Raw genomic sequence first — 22,096 nt, 5'->3', positions numbered from 1 at the left:
CATGGCCTCGTACACCCACGGACACCACGAATCCGTCCTGCGGTCGCACAACGTGCGCGACATCGCGAACTCCGCCGCCTACCTCCGTCCGCACCTCACCGACGGCACGCGCCTGCTCGACGTCGGCGCGGGGCCGGGGACGATCACGGTCGACTTCGCCGGGGTCGTGGCGAGCGTCACGGCCACGGAGATCGACGATGCCGCGCTGTCGCTGTCGCGCGATCTCGCCGCGGACCGCGGTCTCACGAACCTCGACTTCTCTGTCGAGGATGTGCACGCGCTGAGCTTCGCCGACGACTCGTTCGACGTCGTGCACGCCCACCAGGTGCTGCAGCACGTCGGAGATCCCGTGCAGGCGCTGCGCGAGATGCGCCGTGTCACCGTGCCCGGAGGAATCGTGGCGGCCCGGGATGCGGACTATGCCGGGTTCCTCTGGTTCCCCGTGCTGCCGGAACTCGACCGCTGGCTCGCCCTCTACCAGGCGGCGGCCAGGGCCAACGGGGGAGAGCCGGATGCCGGTCGGCGCCTGCTCTCCTGGGCACGGGCCGCGGGCTTCGAAGACATCACGGCGACGGCATCCACCTGGTGCTACGCGTCGACGGCCGAGCGCGACTGGTGGGGTGGGATGTGGGCCGACCGCATCCTCGAATCCGCGCTCGCCCGGCAGCTCGTCGACAGCGGGATGGCGACGCGCGACGACCTGCACGAGATCAGCGACGCGTGGAAGCGCTGGGCTGCGGACGGCGACGGGTGGTTCCTCGTGCCGCACGGCGAGATCCTCTGCCGCGCCTAGCTGCGCGGATACATCTGGAGGCGGATGCCGCTCGTGAGGTGCTCGCGTAGCGTGGGGGAGTGATCCGCCCGCTCTCCCGTACGGCGCTGATCCTCGACATCGTCGGGGCGGCGCTGCTCTTCCTCGTCCTGACGCCGACATCCGTCGTGTTCTACGGACCGACCACGGGCGGCACCGTGATCCAGGGCACGAGCGTCGGAGCGGTCGTGGTCGCCGGCATCCTGATGTTCGGTGGAGTCGCGATCGGACGGTTGTCACCCGGCCTCGCGCTCGGCGCGGCATGGGCCGGCGCGATCGTGCAGATGCTCGCAGGATTCGGCCCTCTCCCGATCGATCTCGCGATCCTGCTCGTGCTGTACGCGACCTCGGCGTGGGGTACGCGTCGCGTGCTCTGGTGGGGATTCGCGTCGACGCTGGTGGGCGGCCTCGTCGCTGCGGCGTACATGGTCATCGTCACCGGCGTCACCTTCGGCACGGGCATCGGGTGGGAGCAGCTCACCGGAGGAGTGCTCCTCCTCATCGTGTCGGTCCTCGCCCTCGGATTCGCCTGGGTCTGCGGGCTGCTGTGGCGGGTCGTGCTCCGCGCCCGCAGCACGAGGGAGGCGCAGCTGCAGGCCGAGTCGCTCGCCGCCGAAGAACAGGAGCGCGTGCGCATCGCCCGGGACATGCACGATATCGTCGCGCACTCGCTCGCGGTCGTCATCGCCCAAGCCGACGGCGCCCGGTACGCCGCGGCGACGAGACCGGAGATGGCCACCGAGGCTCTCGGCACGATCGCCACGACGGCGCGGAGTGCTCTCAGCGATGTGCGGATGCTGCTCACGCAGCTCCGGCATCGTCAGGGCGACGGCCCGCAGCCCACGCTCGCCGACCTCGAGACGCTGTTCGCCCAGGTGCGCCAGGCCGGCGTCGAACCCCTGGTCACGGTCGACCCGATGCCGCCGGGGGAGCCGCCCGGAGCGATCCAGCTGGCCGTGTACCGCATTCTCCAGGAGGCGCTCACGAACGCGATCCGCCATGGCGACGGCACCGTCCACGTGCATCTGGCCTGGCTGCCGGAGCGCGTCGACCTGCAGGTGCGCAACACCGTCTCCGCCGAGGCTGCCGCCACCGCGCCCGGAGGCCACGGCCTCATCGGCATGCGCGAACGCGCCCAGCTGGTCGGCGGTAGTCTGCAAGCCGAACACCGCGGGGCGCAGTTCGTCGTCCAGGCCTCGCTTCCGATCGGTTCGTCGATCGATTCCGGGGCACCAGAGGGGGAGCACGCATGATCAGAGTGGTCCTCGTCGACGATCAGGCGCTGTTCCGCGCCGGCATCCGCATGCTCGTCGCCTCCCAGGCCGACCTCGAGGTCGTCGGAGAGGCGGGCAACGGGCAGGAGGCGCTCGAGATCGTGCGCACCAGCCGTCCCGATGTCGTGCTGATGGACATCCGGATGCCGGTCATGGACGGGCTGACCGCCACCGCCGAGATCCTGACGCGGCCCGAGCCGCCGCGGATCGTCATGCTCACGACCTTCGACCTCGACGAGGCGGCGGCCCGGGCGATCCGGCAGGGGGCGAGCGGATTCCTGCTCAAGGACGCCGACCCCGAGTTCCTGCTGGCGGCGATCCGCACGGTCCATGCCGGATCCAGCGTCATCGCGGCATCCGCCACCCGCGATCTGTTCGCGCACTTCGCCGAGGCGCCGAAGCCCGTGCCCCCGCAGTTCGCCGATCTCACCGACCGCGAGAAGGAGATCTTCGCGCTCGCCGCGCGGGGGCTGTCGAACGCCGAGATCGCCGGTCGGGAGTACCTGAGCGAGGCGACGGTGAAGACGCACATCAGCCGCATCCTCACCAAGCTCGCCCTCCGCGATCGGGTGCAGCTCGTCGTCTTCGCGTTCGAGCACGGCCTCACCTGATCGAATCGTCGCCCTGCCGGCCGACGATTCGAGGAGGCGATGACGATTCGCGGAAGGAATCACGGGGATCGGTCCGTGGAACGTCGCGATGTCCGCGAATCGTCGCCGGGCGGATCATCCTTCCGATGTACGACGGATGCCTCCTGCGGGCGACGCGCCCGGAGGAGTGCCGGAAATAGCGTCGAAGCATGGAGATCACGACCACCGACCTCGGCCTCGCCGCCCGGGTCCAGCACCTGAAGAAGACCTACGGATCGGGTGAAGGGACCGTCCGCGCGCTCGATGGCGTCAGCGTCGGCATCCGCCGCGGGCAGTTCACCGCCATCATGGGGCCGTCCGGCTCCGGCAAGTCCACGCTCATGCACATCATGGCCGGACTCGACACCCCCACCGAGGGACGCGCGTGGATCGGCGACACCGACATCACCGGCCTCGGAGACCTCGACCTCACGATCCTGCGCCGGCGCCGCGTCGGCTTCATCTTCCAGGCGTTCAACCTCGTGCCGACCCTCGACGCCCTCGGCAACATCATGCTGCCGTTCGAGCTCGACGGCCGTCGTCCGAGCGCGATCGAGCGGGCCCGCATCGACGGTCTCATCGATTCGCTCGGCCTCGGCTCGCGTCTGAACCACCGCCCGCACCAGCTGTCCGGCGGACAGCAGCAGCGCGTCGCGATCGCCCGTGCCCTCGCCACCGCCCCCGACCTCGTCTTCGCCGATGAACCCACGGGCAACCTCGACTCGAAGACAGGGCGCGAAGTGCTGCAGCTGCTGGCCTCGGCGAGCCGCGAGCACGGTCAGTCGATCGCGATGGTCACACACGACGCGATCGCCGCCAGCCACGCCGACCGCGTGCTGTACCTCGGCGACGGCCGCATCGTCGCCGACCACCCGCGCCAGACGGCGGAGGAGATCTCGGCGTACATGCTCGCCGCGGAGGTGGCGGCATGACCGCCGTCGCCACGGTCGTCCCCGAGACGGCCGCGACCGGTCCGCGTCTGGGCTGGCTCCGCGATCGGGGCATGGGCGCCAGCATCCTGGTCGCCGCGCTGTCGGCCGCGTTCGGGGTCATCCTCGTGGAGGTCACCGCGTACATCGGCGCCGTCCTGCAGGCCGATCCGCTCATCGGCGACAGCGGCACCCTCGCGGTCGTCGTGGGGCTGCTGTCGGTGCTGCTGACGGCTGTCGCGATGTACGTGGCCGCGATCGTCACGGCGAACACCTTCTCGACCATCATCGCCGGTCGCACGCGGCAGATCGCCCTGATGCGGCTGATCGGCGCGACGGCCCGTTCGCAGCGGGCGCAGGTCGGCAGGCAGGGATTCGTCGTGGGCGTGATCGGCGCCGCGATCGGTCTGCTCACCGGGCTCCTGTTCGCCGCCGTCGGCGTTCAGGTGGGCGCGCAGTTCGTGGCGAACGATCCGACGGGCTTCTCCCTCGCGCAGCCCTTCATCGCGCTGCCGGTGATCGGCGTCGCCCTCACCACCTGGGCCGCCGCCTGGGCGGGGTCGCGCCGCGTGCTGTCGGTGACGCCCCTTCAGGCGCTCGGCGGTTCCGTGGAGCGCACGCACGACGAGGTCTCCGGCAGGCCCGGCCGCCACGTCGGCGCCTGGATCCTCCTGATCAGCGGTGCGGTGCTCCTCGCGGCGGGTGTGGTCATCGGGCTGATCACTCCGCTCGGCGTCGTCGTCGCGTTCTTCGGCGGCATCCTGTCGTTCACCGGTCTGGTGATCGGATCGGTCATGTTCATGCCCCCGGTGCTGCGTCTTGTCGGCCGGATGTTCGGGTCGAGCGCCACCGCGCGTCTCGCCGCGGAGAATGCTCTGCGCTACCCGGAGCGCTCCTCGCGGATGGCGATCGGCGTGGTCATGGGCGTGACGCTGGTGACGATGTTCGCCGTCGCGCTGGAATCGGCGAAGGCACTGATGATGAATCAGGTGGACGGCGACGTCCCGGAGGGATTCTTCGCGCCGTTCGACGCGTTCGCGGGGATCATGATGGTGCTCGTCGCGGTCTCCGCGGTGATCGCCGCCGTCGGCCTCGTGAACCTCCTCACGATCGGCGTGGTGCAGCGCCGCCGCGAGCTCGGGCTCCTGCGCTCCATCGGCCTGTCCAACACGCAGGTGCGGCGGATGGTGCTGCTCGAAGCGACGCACATCACGGTCGCCGCGACGCTCACGGGGCTCGTGCTGGGTGTCGCCTACGGCTGGATCGCCGCGCAGTCGCTGCTCGGCTCGGTCCCGACGCTCCCCGACTTCGAGCCGGCCGGATTCGTGCTGCCGCAGATTCCGTGGATCCCGGTCGCGATCATCGTCGTCGCCACGGCTGTGCTGACGCTCGTCGCCGCCGCCACGCCCACTCGACTGGCCACCCGCGTCGCCCCCGTCGAGGCGCTCGCGGCCGACTGACGGCTCTAGGCTGGACGGATGCCGTCGCCGTTCGATCAGTCCACGTATCAGGTCCGTCTCGACTGGGGGACCGCGGGGCTCGCCCGCCTGGCCCCGGCCGACATCGTCGTGGTCGTCGACGTGCTGCGGTTCTCCTCGACGGTGACGGATGCCGTCGCCGGCGGTGCTGAGATCGAACTGGCGGATGCCGTCGCCTGGTCGACCAACGGCGCGGCCGTCGCCACGGCGGCCGCGGCCACCGATGCCACCGTTCTGGTCGGCGCGATCCGCAATGCGTCGGCGGTCGCGCGGGCGGTGCAGACGGTGCAGGAGCGTCGGCAGGCGCGGACGTCGGTCGCCATCATCGCGGCAGGCGAATGGGACGAGGTGGGAGAACCCCGCTTCGCCGTCGAGGATCACCTCGGCGCAGGCGCGATCGTCGCTGCGCTCACCGACCTGGGCATCGACCACACCGCACCGGATGCCGCTGTCGCCGCGGAGGGATTCCGAGCCCTGCGCCGCGCGCTCCGGCACATGCTCAGTGCCAGCGGCTCCGCTCGCGAGCTCGAGATCGGCGTCCCGTCGACCGCGCGGATGGCAGCATCGGGTGTGGTGCCGACCGCGCCGGTGGATGCCGCCGTGCTCGATGCCGTCGACGCCGTCCCGGTGCTGACCGACGGCCGGTTCACGCGCTTCGACTGAGCGGCATTGCCGCGGGGCGTGCACGCTCGCCGCGACGGCCACGTAGGGTCGTGGCATGAGATACCTCCCCGCTCTCATCGTCGATGCCGTGCTCGTGCTGATCTTCGCCGTGATCGGGCGCGCCTCTCACGACGAGAACCCGGCGGGCTTCCTGTTCACCGCCTGGCCGTTCCTCGTCGCGCTGCTGGTCGGTCATCTGCTCGCGGCACTCCTGCCCGCACGGCCGCGTCGGCCGTGGTCGGTGCTGTGGGGAGCGGTCGTCTGGATCGTGACCGTCGCAGGCGGGATGCTTCTGCGCGTCCTCAGCGGAGACACGGCCGAGGTGCCCTTCATCGTCGTCGCGACGCTCGTGCTCGGGGTGTTCCTCGTCGGATGGCGTGCGGTCACCGCCCTCGTCCGTCGCCGCAGCGCGACCTCCCCCGGCGAGACGCAGCCGGGCACGGCGAACGGCGCGTCATCGGACCACCGCGATCCCGTCGACCCGGTCGTCTGATCCGAGGGCCGGACCGACCTGCGTCGAGCGGAAGGTCAGCGCGGCATCTGTGCGGCCAGGCGCACGTCGGTCGTGATCTCTCGGCGTGTCCAGGCGAACACGTAGCGCGCGTCGAACGTGCGCGAGCACCGTGCGCAGGACGTCGCCCTCGTCGGACGGCGGTGTCGGTAGGTGAGGTGACCGGCGGGGCAGCGGCCGACCCAGGGCGCGAGCTCGACGGCGGTCTCGCCGCGGTGGGTCGTGCCGCCGACGTAGCCGAGGTCGCGCGCGACGACCTTCCACGCCGCTCCGTGCGCCGCGGTGTGCCCGGCCAGGGCGTGGGCGACCTCGTGCAGGAGCACCTGATGGATCTCGTCGTCTTCGAAGCGGGCCGCGAGATACCGCGACACGGTGATGCGCTTCTTCGTGTAATCGCACAGTCCGGCACGGCGCTTCGCGTTGTCGAAGCCGAACGACCAGCTGTCATCGAGATGCAGTCTGATCAGTGCCTCGCCCCAGATGCGCACACGGTCAAGTTCCGCCATGGGCCCAGGCTAAGCCATGCCGGCGACATCGCGGTCGAGGCCTGCTCAGCCCGCCACGAGCTGCTCGGAACGGCGACGCTCCGCCGCCTCGATCGCGAGCAGCGCGGTCTCGAGATCGCGATCCTCCGCGCCGGATTCGCGCCGCAGGAACAGCGACTGCTTGAAGCTCTCGCGCGCCGTCTCGTAGTCGCGTGCGTCGTAGGCGTTCTTGCCGTGATGGTGGTGCGCGAAGGCGGCGATCGACAGCCAGCGCTGCCCCTCGGCCTCGGCCGCGCAGGTCGACAGCTCCTGCTCGGCGGCGGCGTACGCGCCCCGATACTGCAGCACGGTCGCGTGCAGCACACGTGCGCGCAGCACGTCCTTTCGGGTGCCCGCCATCCGCGCCTGCCGCACCGCGTCGTCGGCCAGCGCGAGCGCCTCGTCGAGCCGGTCGAGCACCTTGAGCAGCCACACGCGCTCGAGGAGCGCCGGGAGGCTGCGCTGCGCGTCGATCTCCGCGAGGCGCACCGCGCACTCGTCGAGATCGACCAGCTCGCGGAGGGTCTCCTGGTCGTATCCCTGGATGAAACTCATTGCTCTCCTTCCGCGCGTCCCCGTCCAGTCTGCCTGGCGCTCGCTCGGTCTTCCGGGCGGCGCGCCCCGGGCGACGGCATCCGCTCGAGAAGTCGGACGACGGCTGCGTTCAGCGCAGGAAGAGCGACGCGTCGGGGCGCGGCGACGCCACGGCGTCGGCATCCGTCACGACGCGCGCGCCCTGCACGAAGGCGTCCACCTCGGCGCCCTGCGCGATCTTGGCGGGGTGTGGTCCGGCCGCCAGCATGCGGGGCAGCCACTCGGTCGGGAGCGGGGCAGCGGATGCCGCGATCACGAGGTTCCCGAAGCGACGCCCCTTCAGCACCTGCGTGTCGGCGAGGACGCCGATCTCGGGCAGCACCTCGGCGATCGTGGCCGCCTGGCGTCGGGCGAAAGCGAGACCCGGACCGTCCGCGACGTTCACCAGCAGCACGCCGGCGGGGGCGAGCAGGGCGGCGAGCTCCCGGTAGAACTCGATGCTGGTGAGGTGAGCGGGTGTCTGCGCGCCCGAGTACACGTCGGAGACGACGAGGTCGCAGTTCGACTGCAGGGCGGCCGGGAGCCTGCGCACACCCTCTCTCGCATCGCCGATGCGGATGCGGATGCCTGCGCCCTTGGGCAGCGGGAGATGCTCGCGCACGAGTTGGGCGAGCGGCGCCTCGAGCTCGATGACCTGTTGGCGCGATCCGGGACGGGTGGCGTCGATGTAGCGGGGGATGGTCAGCGCGCCCGCACCGAGGTGCACCGCCGTGAGGGGTCCCGCAGGGAGCTGATCGATCACCGCACCCATCCGCACGATGTACTCGAAGTGCAGATGCGTCGGGTCGTCGAGGTCGACATGCGACTGCGGCGTCTCGTCGACGACGAGCTCGAACCCGCTGGTGAACTCCGACGGCACGATCCGCGCGATGCCGCCGTGATCGAGCCGGGCCTGCGGATGCTCGGTGTCACGCGATCGCATCCGGCCCATACCGTCGAGCCTACGCGCCCGCGCGCGCCGCGATCAGTCCTGCTTGCCGTTCGCGCAGGTCTCCTGTTCGGCGGTCTGCCCGGAGATGCTCGGGTCGAGGGTGGCGCGCGGCGCCGGAGTCTCGGTGGAGGGGGCGCCGCTCGGTGCCGGATCCGTGGTCGCGCCGGGATCGGGGGTGACGAGCTCGACTCCGCCGTTGTTCGCGACGTCGCCGGTGAGCTGCACCGGCTGACCCGCCTTCAACGCCGCCCAGATCGTCTCTGCGGCGTCGAGGTTCGGAATCACCTTCTGGTCGGGCTTGTCCGGGTCGGGGAAGCTGGGGTACTGCACGAATGCGAATTCGGAGAACGGCACATCCTTGATCGCGAGCCCCAGCTGCGCGAGCCGGACGGGGTTGCTCAGCTCGTCGCTCGGGTCGACGTTGTCGACGATCGTGTTCGCGAGGCGGAGGACCGTCGCCGGGTCGGTGAGCACTTCCTCGCTCAGGACCTTCCTCACCAGCCGCGACATGTACTGCTGCTGGTTGGAGATGCGTGCCAGGTCGCTTCCGTCGCCCACGCCGTGCCGGGTGCGGATGAACTGCAGGGCCTCGATGCCCGACACGGTGCGCAGGCCGGCGGGCCAGTCGATGCCCGTCTCCTCGTCGCGGATGCCGTCGCCGCCGATGCAGACCTCGACGCCTCCGATGGCCTCGGTGACCTCCATGACCCCGTCGAACGAGATTTTGGCCGCGAAGGGGATCGGGATGCCGGAGAGGTCGGTGACCGTCTTGGCGACGCAGGACAGTCCGGCGTGCTCGAACACCGTGTTGATCGACGCCTTCGACAGCGCAGAGGCGACCGAGCCGTCGGGACGGGTGCATTCGGGAACCGGGACCATGAGGTCTCGCGGCAACGACACGACCGTGACGTTGCGCGGCTCCGCCGAGACGTGCACGAGGAGGTTCACGTCGTTGAGCACGCCGCCGTCGGCGTCCGAGCAGCGCTTGCCCAGGAGTCCCGTCGACACCTCTCCGCACTCGTCGGTGCCGATGATGAGGATGCTGAACTCGCCGTCGTACGCGCCGATCGACGGGGGCTCGACATCGGGCGCGTCCTCGAGGGTCACGGCTCCGTCTCCGACGCGGTTGAAGAGGTCGACGACAACGAATGCGGCGACGGCGATGGCGGACGTCAGGACGATCGCCACGACGATCCCCGCGATCTTCAGGAACCGGGGGACACCGGTGCGCTTCTTCACGTCTGCGTGGCGCGGGAGCGCGGAGCGGTCGCGGTCTCGGGCGGGTCTGGGCATGCGGGCGAGCATACCCACGCGGCTGCACAGCCAGCCGGGAAACTGCCGGAAGGGCTGATGTTACGGGCGCATGACAATTGTGGGAGTAACTTGCAGGGAATTAGTTAGTCGTGGATACTTTTTCCTACCAGGTGAGCATCCGATGCCCGCCAGGAGAAATTTCGAAGAGGAGATCCCCTGATGCACAAGCGCATTCTTCCGGTCGTGGCGCTGGGCGCCGCGGCCACGCTCGGCCTTGCGGCCTGCGCCGGCGGCGCCACCGAGAGCGGCACCGACGGAGAGGGCCAGGAGCTCACCGTCTGGATCATGAAGGGCACCAACCCCGACGCGACCGCCTTCTACGACAAGGTCTCCGCGGCCTTCGAAGAGGAGACGGGTGCGACCGTCAACATCGAGGAGATCCAGTGGGCCGACGCCCACGATCGCTTCGTGACCTCGATCGCCGGCCAGACCACCCCCGACATCGCCGAGACGGGCACCACCTGGACCGCCGAGTTCGCCGACGCCGGCGCGCTCGAGCCGCTCGACGAGTACGTCGACGCCGAGAAGGGCCTGCGCGACGACCTCGTCGAGGGCCTCGCGGTCGCCGGCACCTACGACGACGAGCTCTACGGCATGCCGTGGTACGCGGGCGTTCGCTCGATCGTGTACCGCACCGACGTGTTCGAGGAGCTCGGTCTCGAGGCCCCGAAGACGTGGGACGACATCGTCACCGCGGGCGAGGCCATCAAGGCCGCGAAGCCCGACATGCTCCCGTTCCCGGTCGCCGGTGACGCCGAGTTCCAGGTCTACCCCTGGGTCTGGGGCGCGGGCGGCGAGATCGCCACGCAGGACGGCGACGAGTGGACCAGCGAGCTCGACAGCAAGGAGTCGCAGGCCGGCATCGAGTTCTACACGGGCCTCGCCACCGAGTACGGCTTCTCCTCGGCCGGTGCCACCACCTGGAAGGAGACCGACCTCCGTGACGCGTTCACGCAGGGCAACGTCGCCATGATGCTCTCGGGCTCCTGGACTCCGAAGGCGCTCATCGAGGCGAACCCCGACCTCGAGGGCAAGATCGGCGCGGCGGTCATCCCCGGCGAAGACGGCGGCATCGCCCCGTCCGTGCTCGGCGGATCGCACCTGTCGGTCTTCAACACCACGAAGAACCCCGACCTGGCGTGGGAGTTCGTCAAGCTCATGACCACCGGCGAGTTCGCCGAGCAGTGGTCGAACGAGACCGGCTACTTCCCGGGCGTCCAGTCCGCGATGGAGGAGGCCCTGGCCTCGACCGACCCGCTGGTCGCACCGTTCGCCGAGCAGATGGTCGACGGCGGAGCATCCGTCCCGGTCACGCCGAACTTCGGCGCCGTCCAGGCGAAGAAGACGACCAACTCCATGATCCAGGCCATCCTCAGCGGGCAGAAGGACGTCGCCACGGCGACGAAGGATGCCGCTGCCGAGATGACCGAACTGCTCAACCAGTAAGGAAGCATCCCTTCCATGTCGATGGTGCAAGCGCCACTGCCGACCACGAAGGCGGAGTCCACCTCCGCCTCCGTGGTCGGCGGCAGCCGACAGAAGCGAGGCATCTCGCTCCTCACGGCTCGCCCCTGGCTCCTCCTCGCTCCCGGGCTGATCATCCTCGCGGTGCTCATGCTCTGGCCGCTCGTCCAGGTCGTCATCTACTCGCTGCAGGACTACGGTCTCCGTGAGATCAACACCGGCGAGAGCAACTGGATCGGTCTCGAGAACTACGCCGAGGCGCTCACCAACCCGACGCTCTGGACGGTGGTGCTGCCCAACACGGTCGGGTTCGCGGCCGTCGCCGTGTTCGTCACCGTCGCAGTCGGCACGCTCGTCGCCCTGCTGCTGGCCCGCCTCGGCACGACCTGGCGCGTCATCGTCTCCAGCTGCATCATGGTCGCGTGGGCGATGCCCGCCGTGACCGGCACGTACGTCTGGACCTTCATCTTCGATGCCGACCGCGGCATCTTCAACTCCGTCCTCAAGGACCTCGGCCTCATGGACGGCTCGGTCAACTGGTTCACGAACCAGTGGTCGTTCTACGCCATCGTGCTCCTCAACGTCGTGCACCACGGCTTCCCGTTCGTCGCGATCACGGTGCTCGCCGGACTCCTCGGCGTCTCGAAGGAGATGCTCGAGGCGGCCGCCCTCGACGGTGCAGGCGCCTGGCGCCGCTTCTGGAAGATCATCTTCCCGACGCTCAAGCCGGTGTTCTCGGTCGTGATCATCCTGTCGACCATCTGGGACTTCAAGGTGTTCGCGCAGGTGTACCTGATGCCGGGCGGATCGGGCGGTAACCGTTCCGTGCTCAACCTCGGCGTCTGGTCGTACGTCGAGTCGTTCGGCCAGAACCGCTACGGCTTCGGTGCCGCGCTCGCGGTGCTGCTGACGCTCGTCCTGATCGGCATCACGATCGTCTACATCCGCTCCCTCATGAAGGAGGACGAGCTGTGAACCCCCGCGCCTCGCTCCGGTCCCGCATCGGACTCGGCATCGCGGTCGCCGCGGTCCTGATCTTCACGCTGTTCCCGGTCTACTGGATGGTGTCCAGCGCCTTCGACAAGAAGGCCTCGAGCGGCGGGCAGTCGCTGCTCCCGCAGGAGTTCACGTTCGACAACTTCGCTTTCGTGCTGAACGAGGGCGGCTTCGGCACGTTCCTGCGCAACTCCGCGATCGTCGCCCTCGTGACGGTTCTCGTGAGCGCTCTCGTCTGCCTGCTGGCGGCGGTGGCCGTCGCGCGCTTCCGGTTCAAGTTCCGCACCACGGTGCTGATGCTGATCCTCGTCGTGCAGATGGTGCCGCTCGAGGCGCTCGTGATCCCGCTGTTCCTCCAGGTGAAGAGCCTCGGACTGCTGAACAGCATCCTCGGCCTGATGATCGTCTACATCGCCCTCTCGCTCGCGTTCGGCATCTGGATGCTGCGCGGCTTCGTCGCCGCCGTGCCCGTCGAGCTCGAAGAGGCCGCGTACATCGACGGCGCGAGCTGGTGGCGGATGTTCCGCTCGATCCTGCTGCCGCTCGTCATGCCCGGCCTCGTCGCGACCAGCATCTTCAGCTTCATCACCGCGTGGAACGAGTTCATCTTCGCGATGACGATCCTCGGCGCCGAGACCGACCAGTACACGGTCTCGATCGGTCTGAAGTCGTTCTTCGGCCTGTTCGCCAACGACTGGGGCAGCATCATGGCCGCGTCGACGATCATCACCGTTCCTGTCATGATCTTCTTCGTGATCGTTCAGCGTCGTCTCGCCTCCGGCATGGTCGCAGGGGCGGTGAAGGGATGAGCGCCGACCTCGAGCGTCTCGCCAACGGCGTGCTCTGGCCCGGGTTCCTCGGAACCGAGGCACCGGCGTGGCTCCTCGACGAACTGCGCGACGGTCTCGCCGGAGTGGTCTATTTCGGACAGAACGTGGGCGACGGGCTCGCCGACCTCAGCGCCGCGATCCTCGCCGCCAATCCCGATGCGCTGATCGGCATCGACGAAGAGGGCGGCAGCGTCACCAGGCTCGAATCCGCGTCCGGCTCGACCGTCCCCGGTGCCGCGCAGCTGGGTCTGCTCGACGACCTCATCGCCACCGAGAGGACGGGCGCGGAGCTCGCCCGACGGGTGCGCGCGATCGGGGCGAACGTGATCCTCGGACCGGTCGCCGACGTCAACACCGACCCGAGCAACCCCGTCATCGGCGTGCGGGCCTTCGGCGCGGACGAGGAGCTCGTCTCGCGGCATGTGGTCGCCACGGTCGACGGCATCCAGGACGGCGCGGTCGCCGCGTGCGTCAAGCACTTCCCGGGCCACGGCGACACGCACGTCGACTCGCACCACGCTCTGCCGGAGATCTCGCTCGACATCGAGGAGTTCGAACGCGTGCACCTCGAGCCCTTCCGCGCCGCGATCGACGCCGGAGTGGATGCCGTCATGACGGCGCACATCGTCGTCCCCGCGTGGGGCGAGGCGCCCGCGACCCTCAACCCTCGGGTGCTCGGGATGCTGCGCGAATGGGGCTTCGACGGCGTCGTCATCACCGACGCCCTCGACATGGCCGCGATCCGTGAGACCGTCGGAATCGACGGCGGTGCCGCTCTCGCGCTCGCCGCGGGAGCCGACCTCCTCTGCATCGGCAACCCCACCAATCCGGGCGCCGCGGCGCTGCCGGATCAGGACCGCCGTGACTTCCTCGCCGCCCGCGACGGGATCGTCGCCGCTCTGCGTGACGGCTCCCTGCCGCGGGAGCGCGTCGAGGAGGCCGCAGGACGGGTCGCCGCGCTCGCCACGAAGCTGCGCTCGGCAGCGGAGCGGCATCACGACATCGCGGATGACTTCGACGCCGCCGCGATCGTGCGGCGCGCCGTGGCAGTCGTCGGGGGAGCCCCCACGGCGGCATCCGAGGTCGCGGTCGTCGACGCACGCCGCCGCTCCTCGCTGGCCGTCGACAGCGCCGCCGGCTACGTCTCCGGCGCTCTGGCCGCTGACGGCTACCGCGTGCGGCTGGATGTCGCGAGCAACGCGGTCTCCGAACAGGACAGGGTGCTCGACGAGGTCGCCGCGGCATCCGGCACCACCGTGCTGCTGATCGATCGACCCGATACGGATGCCGCACAGCGAGCCCTCGTCGAACGGGCCGCCGAGCGCGACCCGCGTGCTGTCGTGGTGAACGTGGGCCTGCCGGCGCGGCATCCGCTGCCCCTGCCGACGATCGAGGTCGCCGCCGCCAGCCGGCTCGGGGCCCTGGTCGCCCGCGAAGCGCTGCTCGGGCGCACCGTTCCCCCGGAGAGGGTAGACACCGCCGGGTGAGGCGGGATCCGCCCATGGACGCCGACGTTCTCGCACTGGTGCGCCGCTCGCTGCCGAAGCTGAGCGCTGCCGAGGCGCGCGTCGCGGACACCATCCTGGGCGACCCGACGCTCGTCGTCGACCTCGCCATCAACGACCTCGCGAAGCTGTGCCGCACCTCGCTGTCGACCGTCGCGCGGTTCGCGCAGACGCTCGGCTACAGCGGGTATCGCGAGCTGCGCGTCGCGGTCGCGCGCACGGTCACGCTCGCCCAGGCGCAGCAGGCCCGCTTCGGCCTCGACAGCACGACGATCGACCCCGAGGACGAGCCCGAGGCGATCGCCGCGAAGCTCGCGGCCATGGAGATCGACGCGATCGAGAAGACGGCGCGGGGGATCGATGCGGCAGGTCTCGACCGCGTCGCCCGTGCCGTGGTCGCCGCCCGGCACATCGATCTGTTCGGTCAGGCGGCCTCCTCACTGACGGCTCAGGACCTGCAGCTGAAGCTGTCGCGCATCGGATGCTCCGTGGCGCACTCGCCCGATCCCCATCTCGCGGTGACCACGGCGTCGCTGCGGACGGCCGACGATGTGGCCATCGGCTTCTCGCACGGCGGCGAGACCCTCGAGACCGTGCGGGCGCTCGAGGTCGCGCGGGATGCCGGTGCGCTCGCCGTCGCGGTCACGAGCGTCGCCGACTCCTCGCTCGCCCTCGCCGCAGACGTGGTGCTGCTCACGCACGCGCACGAGTCGCCGTTCCGGATGGCGGCGATGTCGAGCCGCATCGCCCAGTTGGCCCTCGTCGACGTGCTGTTCGTCCGTGTCGTCCAGCACCGCGGCGAGCCGGTCGCTCTGCCCCTCCAGCTCACGCACGACGCCGCCGCCTCCCGCCGCCGGCGCTGACCCCTCTCGGGAGGAGAACTCCGCGTTGGGAGGATGCTCCGGTGGCGAGAGTCCGCCCATCGCGGAGTTCTCCGCCCCAGGTGCGACGCGACCGATTCAGTCGACGTGGTCGCGAGTGCTCGAGAGGGCGCGCGTGGCGATGCGGTGGCCGCGGGCGAGGCTGCCGGAGAGCGAGAGGCCGGTGAGGATGCCGGCGAGGAAACCGGCGGCGAACGCATCCCCTGCACCGATCGTCTCGACGACCGGGACGTCGAGGGCGGCGCTCTCCGCCCGTTCGTCGCCGTCGAACGCCACCGCACCGTCCGGGGCGGTCACCAACAGGTATCGCGGCTCGGGGAACAGCGCCCGCAGCTGCTCCGGCTCGCCCGCGCCGAACACGGCCTCGGCGTCCGGGCGGGAGCAGAACACGACGTCGGACCGTCGGGCGAAGTCGCTGATCAGCGCTCTGCCCTCCTCTTCGCGATCACGCCACAGGGCCGGACGCCAGTTCACGTCGAAGCTGAGGAGGCGATCGGGTCGGCGATCCGCGAACAGGGCCTCCTGCGCGGCGCGAGCGGACGGCGAGAGAGCGGGGGTGATCCCCGAGGTGTGCACGAGCGCGGCTTCGGCGAGAAGAGCGGATGCCGCGGGCGACTCCAGCGTGCGCGGAGACAGATCCGCCGCCGCGGAACCGGCGCGGTAGTAGTGCATCGTGCCGTCGACGGCGCCGTCCGGGCGCGGAGCGAGCTCCTTCACGTACAGCCCGGTCGGAGCATCCGCGTCGACCTCCACCGCGGAGTCGTCGACGCCGTGCCGGCGCAGCTCCGCGGTGAGGAAACGCCCGAATCCGTCGTCGCCGACGCGGGAGACGACGGCGGTGCGGATGCCGGCCGACACGAGGGCGATGGCCGTGTTCCACTCGGCCCCGGCCAGGGAGCGGTGGAAGGTGCGGTTGTCCTCGAGGGGCGCGGCGAGCGCGGGAACCAGGGAGACCATGCCCTCACCGAAGCAGACGGCGAGCGGGGAGGAATCGGGCACGATCTGGACACTACCGGAACACCGGTATACGGGAGAGGTCGATACCGGATCGCAACACACGGGTGTTTGGTATCTGAGAATTCACTGGGTAGCGTCGAGGAATCACCGTGTCCGGAGCGAAGAGGCCCCGGGACGTGCACAGAAGCGCCCTACAGGGAAGGTCACAGAATGCACCACACAGTCACCCGACGGCGAGGACTCATCGCCATCACCGGAGCCGCGATCGCCGCTCTCACCCTGGCGGGATGCGTCGCCAGCGACCGCGGCGATGAGGGGGCAGAGGGCTCCGGCGATGTCGACGGCACGTTCGTCTTCGCCGCATCCTCCGACCCGGCCAGCCTCGACCCCGCCTTCGCGCAGGACGGTGAGACGTTCCGCGTCTCGCGTCAGATCTTCGAGGGCCTCGTCGGAACGAAGCCGGGCACCGCAGACCCGGCACCGCTCCTCGCCGAGTCGTGGGAGTCGTCCGAGGACGGCATGTCGCACACCTTCACCCTGAAGGAGGGCGTGACGTTCCAGGACGGCACCCCGTTCAACGCCGAGGCCGTGTGCTTCAACTTCGACCGCTGGTACAACTGGACCGGCCTGGCCGCGTCCGAGGCGTTCGGCTACTACTACAACAAGCTCTTCAAGGGCTACTCGTCGAACCCCGAGGAGGCCGTCTACAAGTCCTGCGCCCCCGACGGGGACAACAAGGTCACCATCGAGCTGAACAAGCCGTTCGCCGGTTTCGTCGCCTCGCTGTCGCTGCCGTCGTTCGGCATGCAGAGCCCGTCCGCGCTCGCCGAGTTCGGCGCTGACGAGGTCGGCGGCTCGGCCGAGGCTCCGCAGCTCTCCGAGTACGCCATGGGGCACCCGGTCGGCACCGGCCCCTACCAGTTCGACGAGTGGGCCCCGGGTGAGCAGCTCACCCTCAAGGCCTACGGCGACTACTGGGGTGAGGCGGGCCAGGTCGACGAGATCATCTTCCGCACCATCGACGACCCGACCGCTCGCCGCCAGGCGCTCGAGTCCGGCTCGATCGACGGCTACGACCTCGTCGGACCGGCCGACACCAAGGCGCTCGAAGACGACGGCTTCACCATGGTGTCGCGCCCGCCGTTCACGATCCTCTACCTGGCGTTCAACCAGGCCGTGCCGGAGCTTCAGGACCCGAAGGTCCGTGAGGCGCTCTCGTACGCGATCGACAAGGACGCGCTGATCAGCCAGGTCCTCCCCGAGGGCACCGAGAAGGCCATCGAGTTCGTGCCGCCCGTCGTGAACGGATACAACCCCGACGTCACGACGTACGACTTCGACCCCGAGAAGGCCAAGTCGCTCCTCGCCGAGGCCGGTTACACCGAGGCCAACCCGCTGAAGCTCGACTTCAACTACCCGGTCAACGTGTCGCGTCCGTACATGCCCGACCCCGAGCAGATTTTCACGGTGCTGTCGTCGCAGCTCGCTGATGTCGGCGTCGAGACCACTCCGGTCTCGGAGGAGTGGGTCGAGTACCTCGACCGCACCACGGGCACCCCGGACCACGGCATCCACCTGCTCGGCTGGACCGGTGACTACAACGACACCGACAACTTCGTGGGTGTCTTCTTCGGCCAGGAGGGTTCGGAGTGGGGCTTCAACAACCCCGACCTGTTCCAGAAGCTGACCGAGGCCCGGGGCGTCGCCAGCCTCGAGGAGCAGACCGCGCTGTACGAGCAGATCAACGAGGATGTCGCGCAGTTCATCCCCGGTGTCCCGCTCGCGCACCCGGCGCCGACCCTGGCGTTCGACCCCCGCGTGAAGAGCTACCCGGCCAGCCCGGTGAATGACGAGGTCTTCACGGACATCGTCCTCACCAAGTAGGTCTGACCATCTGAGGCGCCGTGTTCCGGTCCCCGCGCATCGCGGGGACCGGAACACGGCGTACCTTCCGATCATCGGAGATCTCTTTGCTGCGCACCATCGGCAGGCGACTGCTTTTCCTCGTCCCCACCCTGCTCGGCCTCAGCATCCTGCTGTTCGCCTGGGTCAGGGCCCTCCCCGGCGGCCCCGCGGTCGCCCTTCTCGGTGAGAAGGCGACGCCCGAGGCGGTCGCCAGAGTCAACGAGCTCTACGGCTTCGACAGGCCGCTCCTCGAGCAGTACTTCATCTGGATCGGCCGCCTCCTCCAGGGGGACTTCGGAACATCGATCCAGACCAACCGTCCCGTCGTGGAGGAGTTCTTCCGACGCTTCCCGGCGACCTTCGAGCTGAGCGTCATGGCGCTCATCTTCGCCGTCGGCGTCGGCATCCCGCTCGGGTACTGGGCCGCTCGCCGGCACGGCAAGCTCACCGACCACGCGTCGGTCGTGTTGAGCCTGGTCGGCATCACGATCCCGGTGTTCTTCCTGGCCTTCATCCTGAAGTACGTCTTCGCGGTGCAGCTGGGCTGGCTGCCGTCCGACGGTCGGCAGAACCCTCGAATAGATGCCACGCATCCCACGGGCTTCTACGTCTGGGACGGCATCATCACCGGCGAGTTCGACGCGTCCTGGGATGCGATCCTGCATCTCATCCTTCCCGCGCTCGCCCTCGGCACGATCCCGCTCGCCATCATCGTCCGCATCACGAGGGCCAGCGTCCTCGAGGTGCAGAACGCGGACTACGTCCGCACCGGACGGGCGAAGGGCGTGGGCTCGTCGACGCTGCGCAGTCGCTTCATCCTGCGCAACGCCATGCTCCCCGTGATCACCACGATCGGGCTGCAGACCGGTCTGCTGATCTCGGGCGCGGTGCTCACCGAGACCGTGTTCGCCTTTCCCGGGATCGGCTCGTTCCTCGCGAGAGCCATCTTCACCAGGGACTTCCCCGTGCTGCAGGGATTCATCATCTTCATCGCGATCGCGTACGCGCTGATCAACCTCGCGGTGGATGTGTCCTACAGCTTCATCGACCCGAGAGTGAGAGTGCAGTGATGTCCCTCACCATCGTCCGCAAGGAGGCCGCATCATGAGCGTCGCACTCCCACCCGCGCAGGGACCGTCCGCCGAGAGCGGCGGCGTCATCGACACCGTCGCGATCGCCCAGGCCGGCCTCAAGGAGGGCTCCGGTGGATTCTGGAGCGATGTGTTCCGTCGGCTCCGCCGGAATCCGACGGCGTGGATCGGCGCGGCCATCGTGCTCGCCTTCATTCTCATCTCCGCGCTCGCACCGCTGCTGGCGCCGTATCCGGAGACCGCGCTCCCCGGGGCGAAGTTCATCACCCCGACCCACATCCCGGGTCCCGGTGAGCTGCCGCAGTTCCCGCTCGGGCTCGACCGCTTCGGCGGCGATGTGCTCTCCAAGCTCATCTGGGGCGCGCAGGCGTCGCTCCTGATCGGCGTGATCTCCACGGCCATGGGTCTGGTCGGCGGCATGATCCTGGGCCTGCTCGCCGGCACGTTCGGCGGATGGGTCGACACGATCATCATGCGTGTCGTCGACATCATCCTGTCGGTGCCGAACCTGCTGCTGGCGGTGTCGATCGCGGCCATCCTCGGTCAGACGCCGTTCGCGGTGATGATCGCCATCGGAGCCTCGCAGGTGCCGATCTTCGCCCGTCTGCTGCGCGCCTCGATGCTGCAGCAGCGGTCGAGCGACTACGTGCTGTCGGCGCAGACGCTGGGCCTCGGACGCGGTCAGATCACCATGTCGCACGTTCTCCCGAACGCCATCGGTCCGGTCATCGTGCAGGGCACCCTGACGCTGGCCACCGCCGTCATCGACGCGGCCGCCCTGTCGTTCCTCGGCCTCGGCGGAGGACGCCCGGAGACGGCCGAGTGGGGCCGCATGCTCACCTACGCGCAGGCGGAACTCGCGATCGCGCCGTGGCTGGCGTTCCTCCCCGGTATCTGCATCGCCGTCACCGCGCTCGGCTTCACCCTGCTCGGCGAGGCGTTGCGCGAAGCCATGGACCCCCGGACGAGGGCGCGATGAGCGCCGCGAAGGAGAATCAGATGTCGACCGCGCCGCTGCTGTCGGTCCAGGGGCTCGCCGTGGACTTCGCCACGATGGACGGCGTCGTGCACGCCGTCGAGGGAGTCGATCTGGAGATCGCCGCCGGCGAGACCGTGGCGATCGTGGGGGAGTCCGGCTCGGGCAAGTCCACCACGGCGATGGCCATCATCGGACTGCTCGCCGGAGGCGGCAAGATCGCTTCGGGCAGCATCCGCCTCGACGGCAAGGAGATCACGCACGCTCCGGAGAACGAGCTGCGGAGCATCCGCGGTCGGGACATCGGTCTCGTGCCGCAGGACCCGATGTCGAACCTCAACCCGGTCGCGAAGATCGGCACCCAGGTGGCCGAGACCCTGCTCGCGCACGGCCTCGCCAACCGGCAGAACGTGCAGGCGAAGGTCGTCGAGGCGCTCACCGCCGCGGGACTGCCCGATCCGGCGCGTCGTGCGAAGCAGTATCCGCACGAGTTCTCCGGCGGCATGCGCCAGCGCGCGCTGATCGCGATCGGGCTCGCGTGCAAGCCGCGGCTGCTCATCGCCGACGAGCCCACCAGTGCGCTCGACGTCACGGTGCAGCACACGATCCTCGATCAGATCGGTGCGATGACGCGCGAGCTCGGCACCGCCGTGTTGCTCATCACGCACGACCTCGGTCTCGCCGCCGAGCGTGCGGAGCGGGTCGTCGTGATGCACCGCGGCAAGGTGGTCGAGCAGGGGCCGGCGCGGCAGATCCTCGAGGCTCCGCAGCATCCGTACACGCAGTCGCTCGTCGCGGCGGCGCCGTCGGTCGCAGCGGCGCGCCTCCGTCCGGAGGCGTTCCACGTCGAGGAGCGGACGGATGCCGATGCTCAGGGGAGCTCAGCGACCCACGTCGAGGCGGAGAAGCCGAAGGACAACATCGTCGAGATCGAGCACCTCACCAAGGTGTACCCGGTGCGCGGACGCGGGGAGGACTTCGTGGCCGTCGACGACGTGTCGCTGGCGATCCCGCGAGGCGAGACCGTCGCGATCGTGGGGGAGTCCGGTTCGGGCAAGACCACGACCGCGCGGATGCTGCTGAAGGTGGTCGAGCCGACGAGCGGACTGATCCGCTACGAGGGCAAGGACATCTCGTCGCTGAGCCGGGCGGAGACGAAGAACTTCCGCCAGCAGGTGCAGCCGATCTTCCAGGATCCGTACTCGAGCCTGAACCCGATGTTCACGATCGAACGCCTCATCGCCGAGCCGCTGGACTTCTACAAGCGGGGGAGCGGTGCCGATCGACGCAAGCGCGTGCGGCAGCTCCTCGACGACGTGGCGCTCCCGCAGTCGATGCTGCGGCGGTACCCGTCCGAGTTGTCGGGCGGTCAGCGTCAGAGGGTCGCGATCGCACGGGCACTCGCGCTCTCGCCCGACGTGATCGTGTGCGACGAGCCGGTCTCCGCGCTCGACGTGCTGGTGCAGGATCAGATCCTGAAGCTGCTCGGCGACCTGCAGAAGGAATACGGCCTGAGCTATCTGTTCATCTCGCACGACCTGGCGGTGGTGCGGCTGATCAGCGACTACGTCTGCGTGATGAAGGACGGCAGGCTCGTGGAGGCGGCCTCTTCGGAGGAGATCTTCACGAACCCTCGCGACCCCTACACGCGCAAGCTGCTGGCCTCGATCCCCGGCAACGAGCTGAACATCGCGTCCTGACCGGCGCCGAGACCCCGGGTTGCTCCCGAAACCCCCTGCTGCGGACGCGCGCGGCAGGGGGTTTCGACGTCAGAGCGGGGTCCCGGCGGGGGCTTTTACCGCAGCTTCCGAGATTGGTCAAGGACTGAGCTTG

21 protein-coding genes are annotated in these 22,096 nt (G+C 69.5%); 16 read left to right on the top strand and 5 right to left on the bottom strand.

Annotation, left to right across the window (positions count from 1 at the left end; all coding sequences use genetic code 11):
- The first annotated feature begins 1 nt into the window (after position 1).
- From LC452_RS15320 to LC452_RS15290, 7 genes are all read left to right on the top strand, one after another.
- Positions 2–793, top strand: coding sequence for a class I SAM-dependent methyltransferase (locus tag LC452_RS15320; RefSeq protein ID WP_223626809.1), 792 nt, complete (start codon positions 2–4; stop codon positions 791–793).
- 59 nt (positions 794–852) lie between these two features.
- Entirely contained in the window at positions 853–2,064 is a 1,212-nt protein-coding gene (locus LC452_RS15315) for a histidine kinase (protein WP_223626807.1), read from the top strand.
- Positions 2,061–2,696 carry a response regulator transcription factor gene (locus LC452_RS15310; RefSeq protein ID WP_223626805.1) on the top strand — a complete coding sequence of 212 codons (636 nt, stop codon included), beginning with the start codon at positions 2,061–2,063 and terminating at the stop codon, positions 2,694–2,696. Before LC452_RS15315 ends, LC452_RS15310 begins: the two co-directional genes overlap by 4 nt.
- Before the next feature lie 188 nt (positions 2,697–2,884).
- Entirely contained in the window at positions 2,885–3,646 is a 762-nt protein-coding gene (locus LC452_RS15305; RefSeq protein WP_223626803.1) for an ABC transporter ATP-binding protein, read from the top strand.
- Positions 3,643–5,103: an FtsX-like permease family protein gene (locus tag LC452_RS15300; protein ID WP_223626801.1), complete on the top strand. Its 1,461-nt coding sequence runs from the start codon at positions 3,643–3,645 to the stop codon at positions 5,101–5,103. Before LC452_RS15305 ends, LC452_RS15300 begins: the two co-directional genes overlap by 4 nt.
- 18 nt (positions 5,104–5,121) lie before the next feature.
- Complete coding sequence (locus LC452_RS15295; RefSeq protein WP_223626799.1) at positions 5,122–5,784, top strand: 2-phosphosulfolactate phosphatase; 663 nt, start codon at positions 5,122–5,124, stop codon at positions 5,782–5,784.
- 55 nt (positions 5,785–5,839) lie between these two features.
- A complete protein-coding gene (locus LC452_RS15290) occupies positions 5,840–6,277 on the top strand; it encodes a DUF3054 domain-containing protein (RefSeq protein ID WP_223626797.1) in 438 nt (145 codons plus the stop codon).
- A gap of 35 nt (positions 6,278–6,312) precedes the next feature.
- Here LC452_RS15290 and LC452_RS15285 read toward each other — a convergent pair whose 3' ends face one another.
- From LC452_RS15285 to LC452_RS15270, 4 genes are all read right to left on the bottom strand, one after another.
- Complete coding sequence (locus LC452_RS15285) at positions 6,313–6,801, bottom strand: SprT-like domain-containing protein (RefSeq protein WP_223626795.1); 489 nt, start codon at positions 6,799–6,801, stop codon at positions 6,313–6,315.
- Positions 6,802–6,846: 45 nt separating this feature from the next.
- Positions 6,847–7,374 (bottom strand): hypothetical protein, encoded by a 528-nt coding sequence (locus LC452_RS15280; RefSeq protein WP_223626793.1) that lies wholly within the window; start codon positions 7,372–7,374, stop codon positions 6,847–6,849.
- A gap of 109 nt (positions 7,375–7,483) precedes the next feature.
- Positions 7,484–8,344 (bottom strand): spermidine synthase, encoded by an 861-nt coding sequence (locus LC452_RS15275; protein WP_223626791.1) that lies wholly within the window; start codon positions 8,342–8,344, stop codon positions 7,484–7,486.
- A gap of 33 nt (positions 8,345–8,377) precedes the next feature.
- A complete protein-coding gene (locus LC452_RS15270) occupies positions 8,378–9,637 on the bottom strand; it encodes an LCP family protein (protein ID WP_223626790.1) in 1,260 nt (419 codons plus the stop codon).
- Positions 9,638–9,817: 180 nt separating this feature from the next.
- Between LC452_RS15270 and LC452_RS15265 the strand changes: the two genes are divergently transcribed.
- Genes LC452_RS15265 through LC452_RS15245 form a run of 5 tightly spaced genes read left to right on the top strand, consistent with a single transcriptional unit; the run spans position 9,818 to position 15,316 of the window.
- Entirely contained in the window at positions 9,818–11,104 is a 1,287-nt protein-coding gene (locus tag LC452_RS15265) for a sugar ABC transporter substrate-binding protein (RefSeq protein WP_223626788.1), read from the top strand.
- Between the two features lie 15 nt (positions 11,105–11,119).
- Complete coding sequence (locus LC452_RS15260) at positions 11,120–12,097, top strand: carbohydrate ABC transporter permease (protein WP_223626786.1); 978 nt, start codon at positions 11,120–11,122, stop codon at positions 12,095–12,097.
- Positions 12,094–12,927, top strand: a complete 834-nt coding sequence (locus LC452_RS15255) for a carbohydrate ABC transporter permease (protein WP_223626784.1) — start codon at positions 12,094–12,096, stop codon at positions 12,925–12,927. Before LC452_RS15260 ends, LC452_RS15255 begins: the two co-directional genes overlap by 4 nt.
- Positions 12,924–14,435, top strand: coding sequence for a glycoside hydrolase family 3 N-terminal domain-containing protein (locus LC452_RS15250; RefSeq protein WP_223626782.1), 1,512 nt, complete (start codon positions 12,924–12,926; stop codon positions 14,433–14,435). The genes LC452_RS15255 and LC452_RS15250 overlap by 4 nt, the downstream gene beginning before the upstream one ends.
- A 14-nt stretch (positions 14,436–14,449) precedes the next feature.
- Complete coding sequence (locus LC452_RS15245) at positions 14,450–15,316, top strand: MurR/RpiR family transcriptional regulator (RefSeq protein WP_223626780.1); 867 nt, start codon at positions 14,450–14,452, stop codon at positions 15,314–15,316.
- Positions 15,317–15,412: 96 nt separating this feature from the next.
- Here LC452_RS15245 and LC452_RS15240 read toward each other — a convergent pair whose 3' ends face one another.
- Positions 15,413–16,333: a sugar kinase gene (locus tag LC452_RS15240; RefSeq protein WP_223626778.1), complete on the bottom strand. Its 921-nt coding sequence runs from the start codon at positions 16,331–16,333 to the stop codon at positions 15,413–15,415.
- A gap of 168 nt (positions 16,334–16,501) precedes the next feature.
- Between LC452_RS15240 and LC452_RS15235 the strand changes: the two genes are divergently transcribed.
- From LC452_RS15235 to LC452_RS15220, 4 genes are all read left to right on the top strand, one after another.
- On the top strand, positions 16,502–18,175 hold the full coding sequence (locus LC452_RS15235) for an ABC transporter substrate-binding protein (RefSeq protein WP_223626776.1): 1,674 nt from the start codon (positions 16,502–16,504) through the stop codon (positions 18,173–18,175).
- A gap of 86 nt (positions 18,176–18,261) precedes the next feature.
- Positions 18,262–19,266: an ABC transporter permease gene (locus tag LC452_RS15230; RefSeq protein ID WP_223626774.1), complete on the top strand. Its 1,005-nt coding sequence runs from the start codon at positions 18,262–18,264 to the stop codon at positions 19,264–19,266.
- Positions 19,267–19,300: 34 nt separating this feature from the next.
- Entirely contained in the window at positions 19,301–20,266 is a 966-nt protein-coding gene (locus LC452_RS15225; RefSeq protein WP_223626773.1) for an ABC transporter permease, read from the top strand.
- Positions 20,263–21,963 carry an ABC transporter ATP-binding protein gene (locus tag LC452_RS15220; protein ID WP_223626771.1) on the top strand — a complete coding sequence of 567 codons (1,701 nt, stop codon included), beginning with the start codon at positions 20,263–20,265 and terminating at the stop codon, positions 21,961–21,963. Before LC452_RS15225 ends, LC452_RS15220 begins: the two co-directional genes overlap by 4 nt.
- Positions 21,964–22,096 lie beyond the last annotated feature (133 nt).

It is taken from the genome of Microbacterium sp. EST19A (genome assembly GCF_019969685.1).
Lineage (GTDB): Bacteria > Actinomycetota > Actinomycetes > Actinomycetales > Microbacteriaceae > Microbacterium.
Note: the sequence above shows the minus strand (reverse complement) of the source record. Positions and strands in the feature narration are given on the sequence as shown.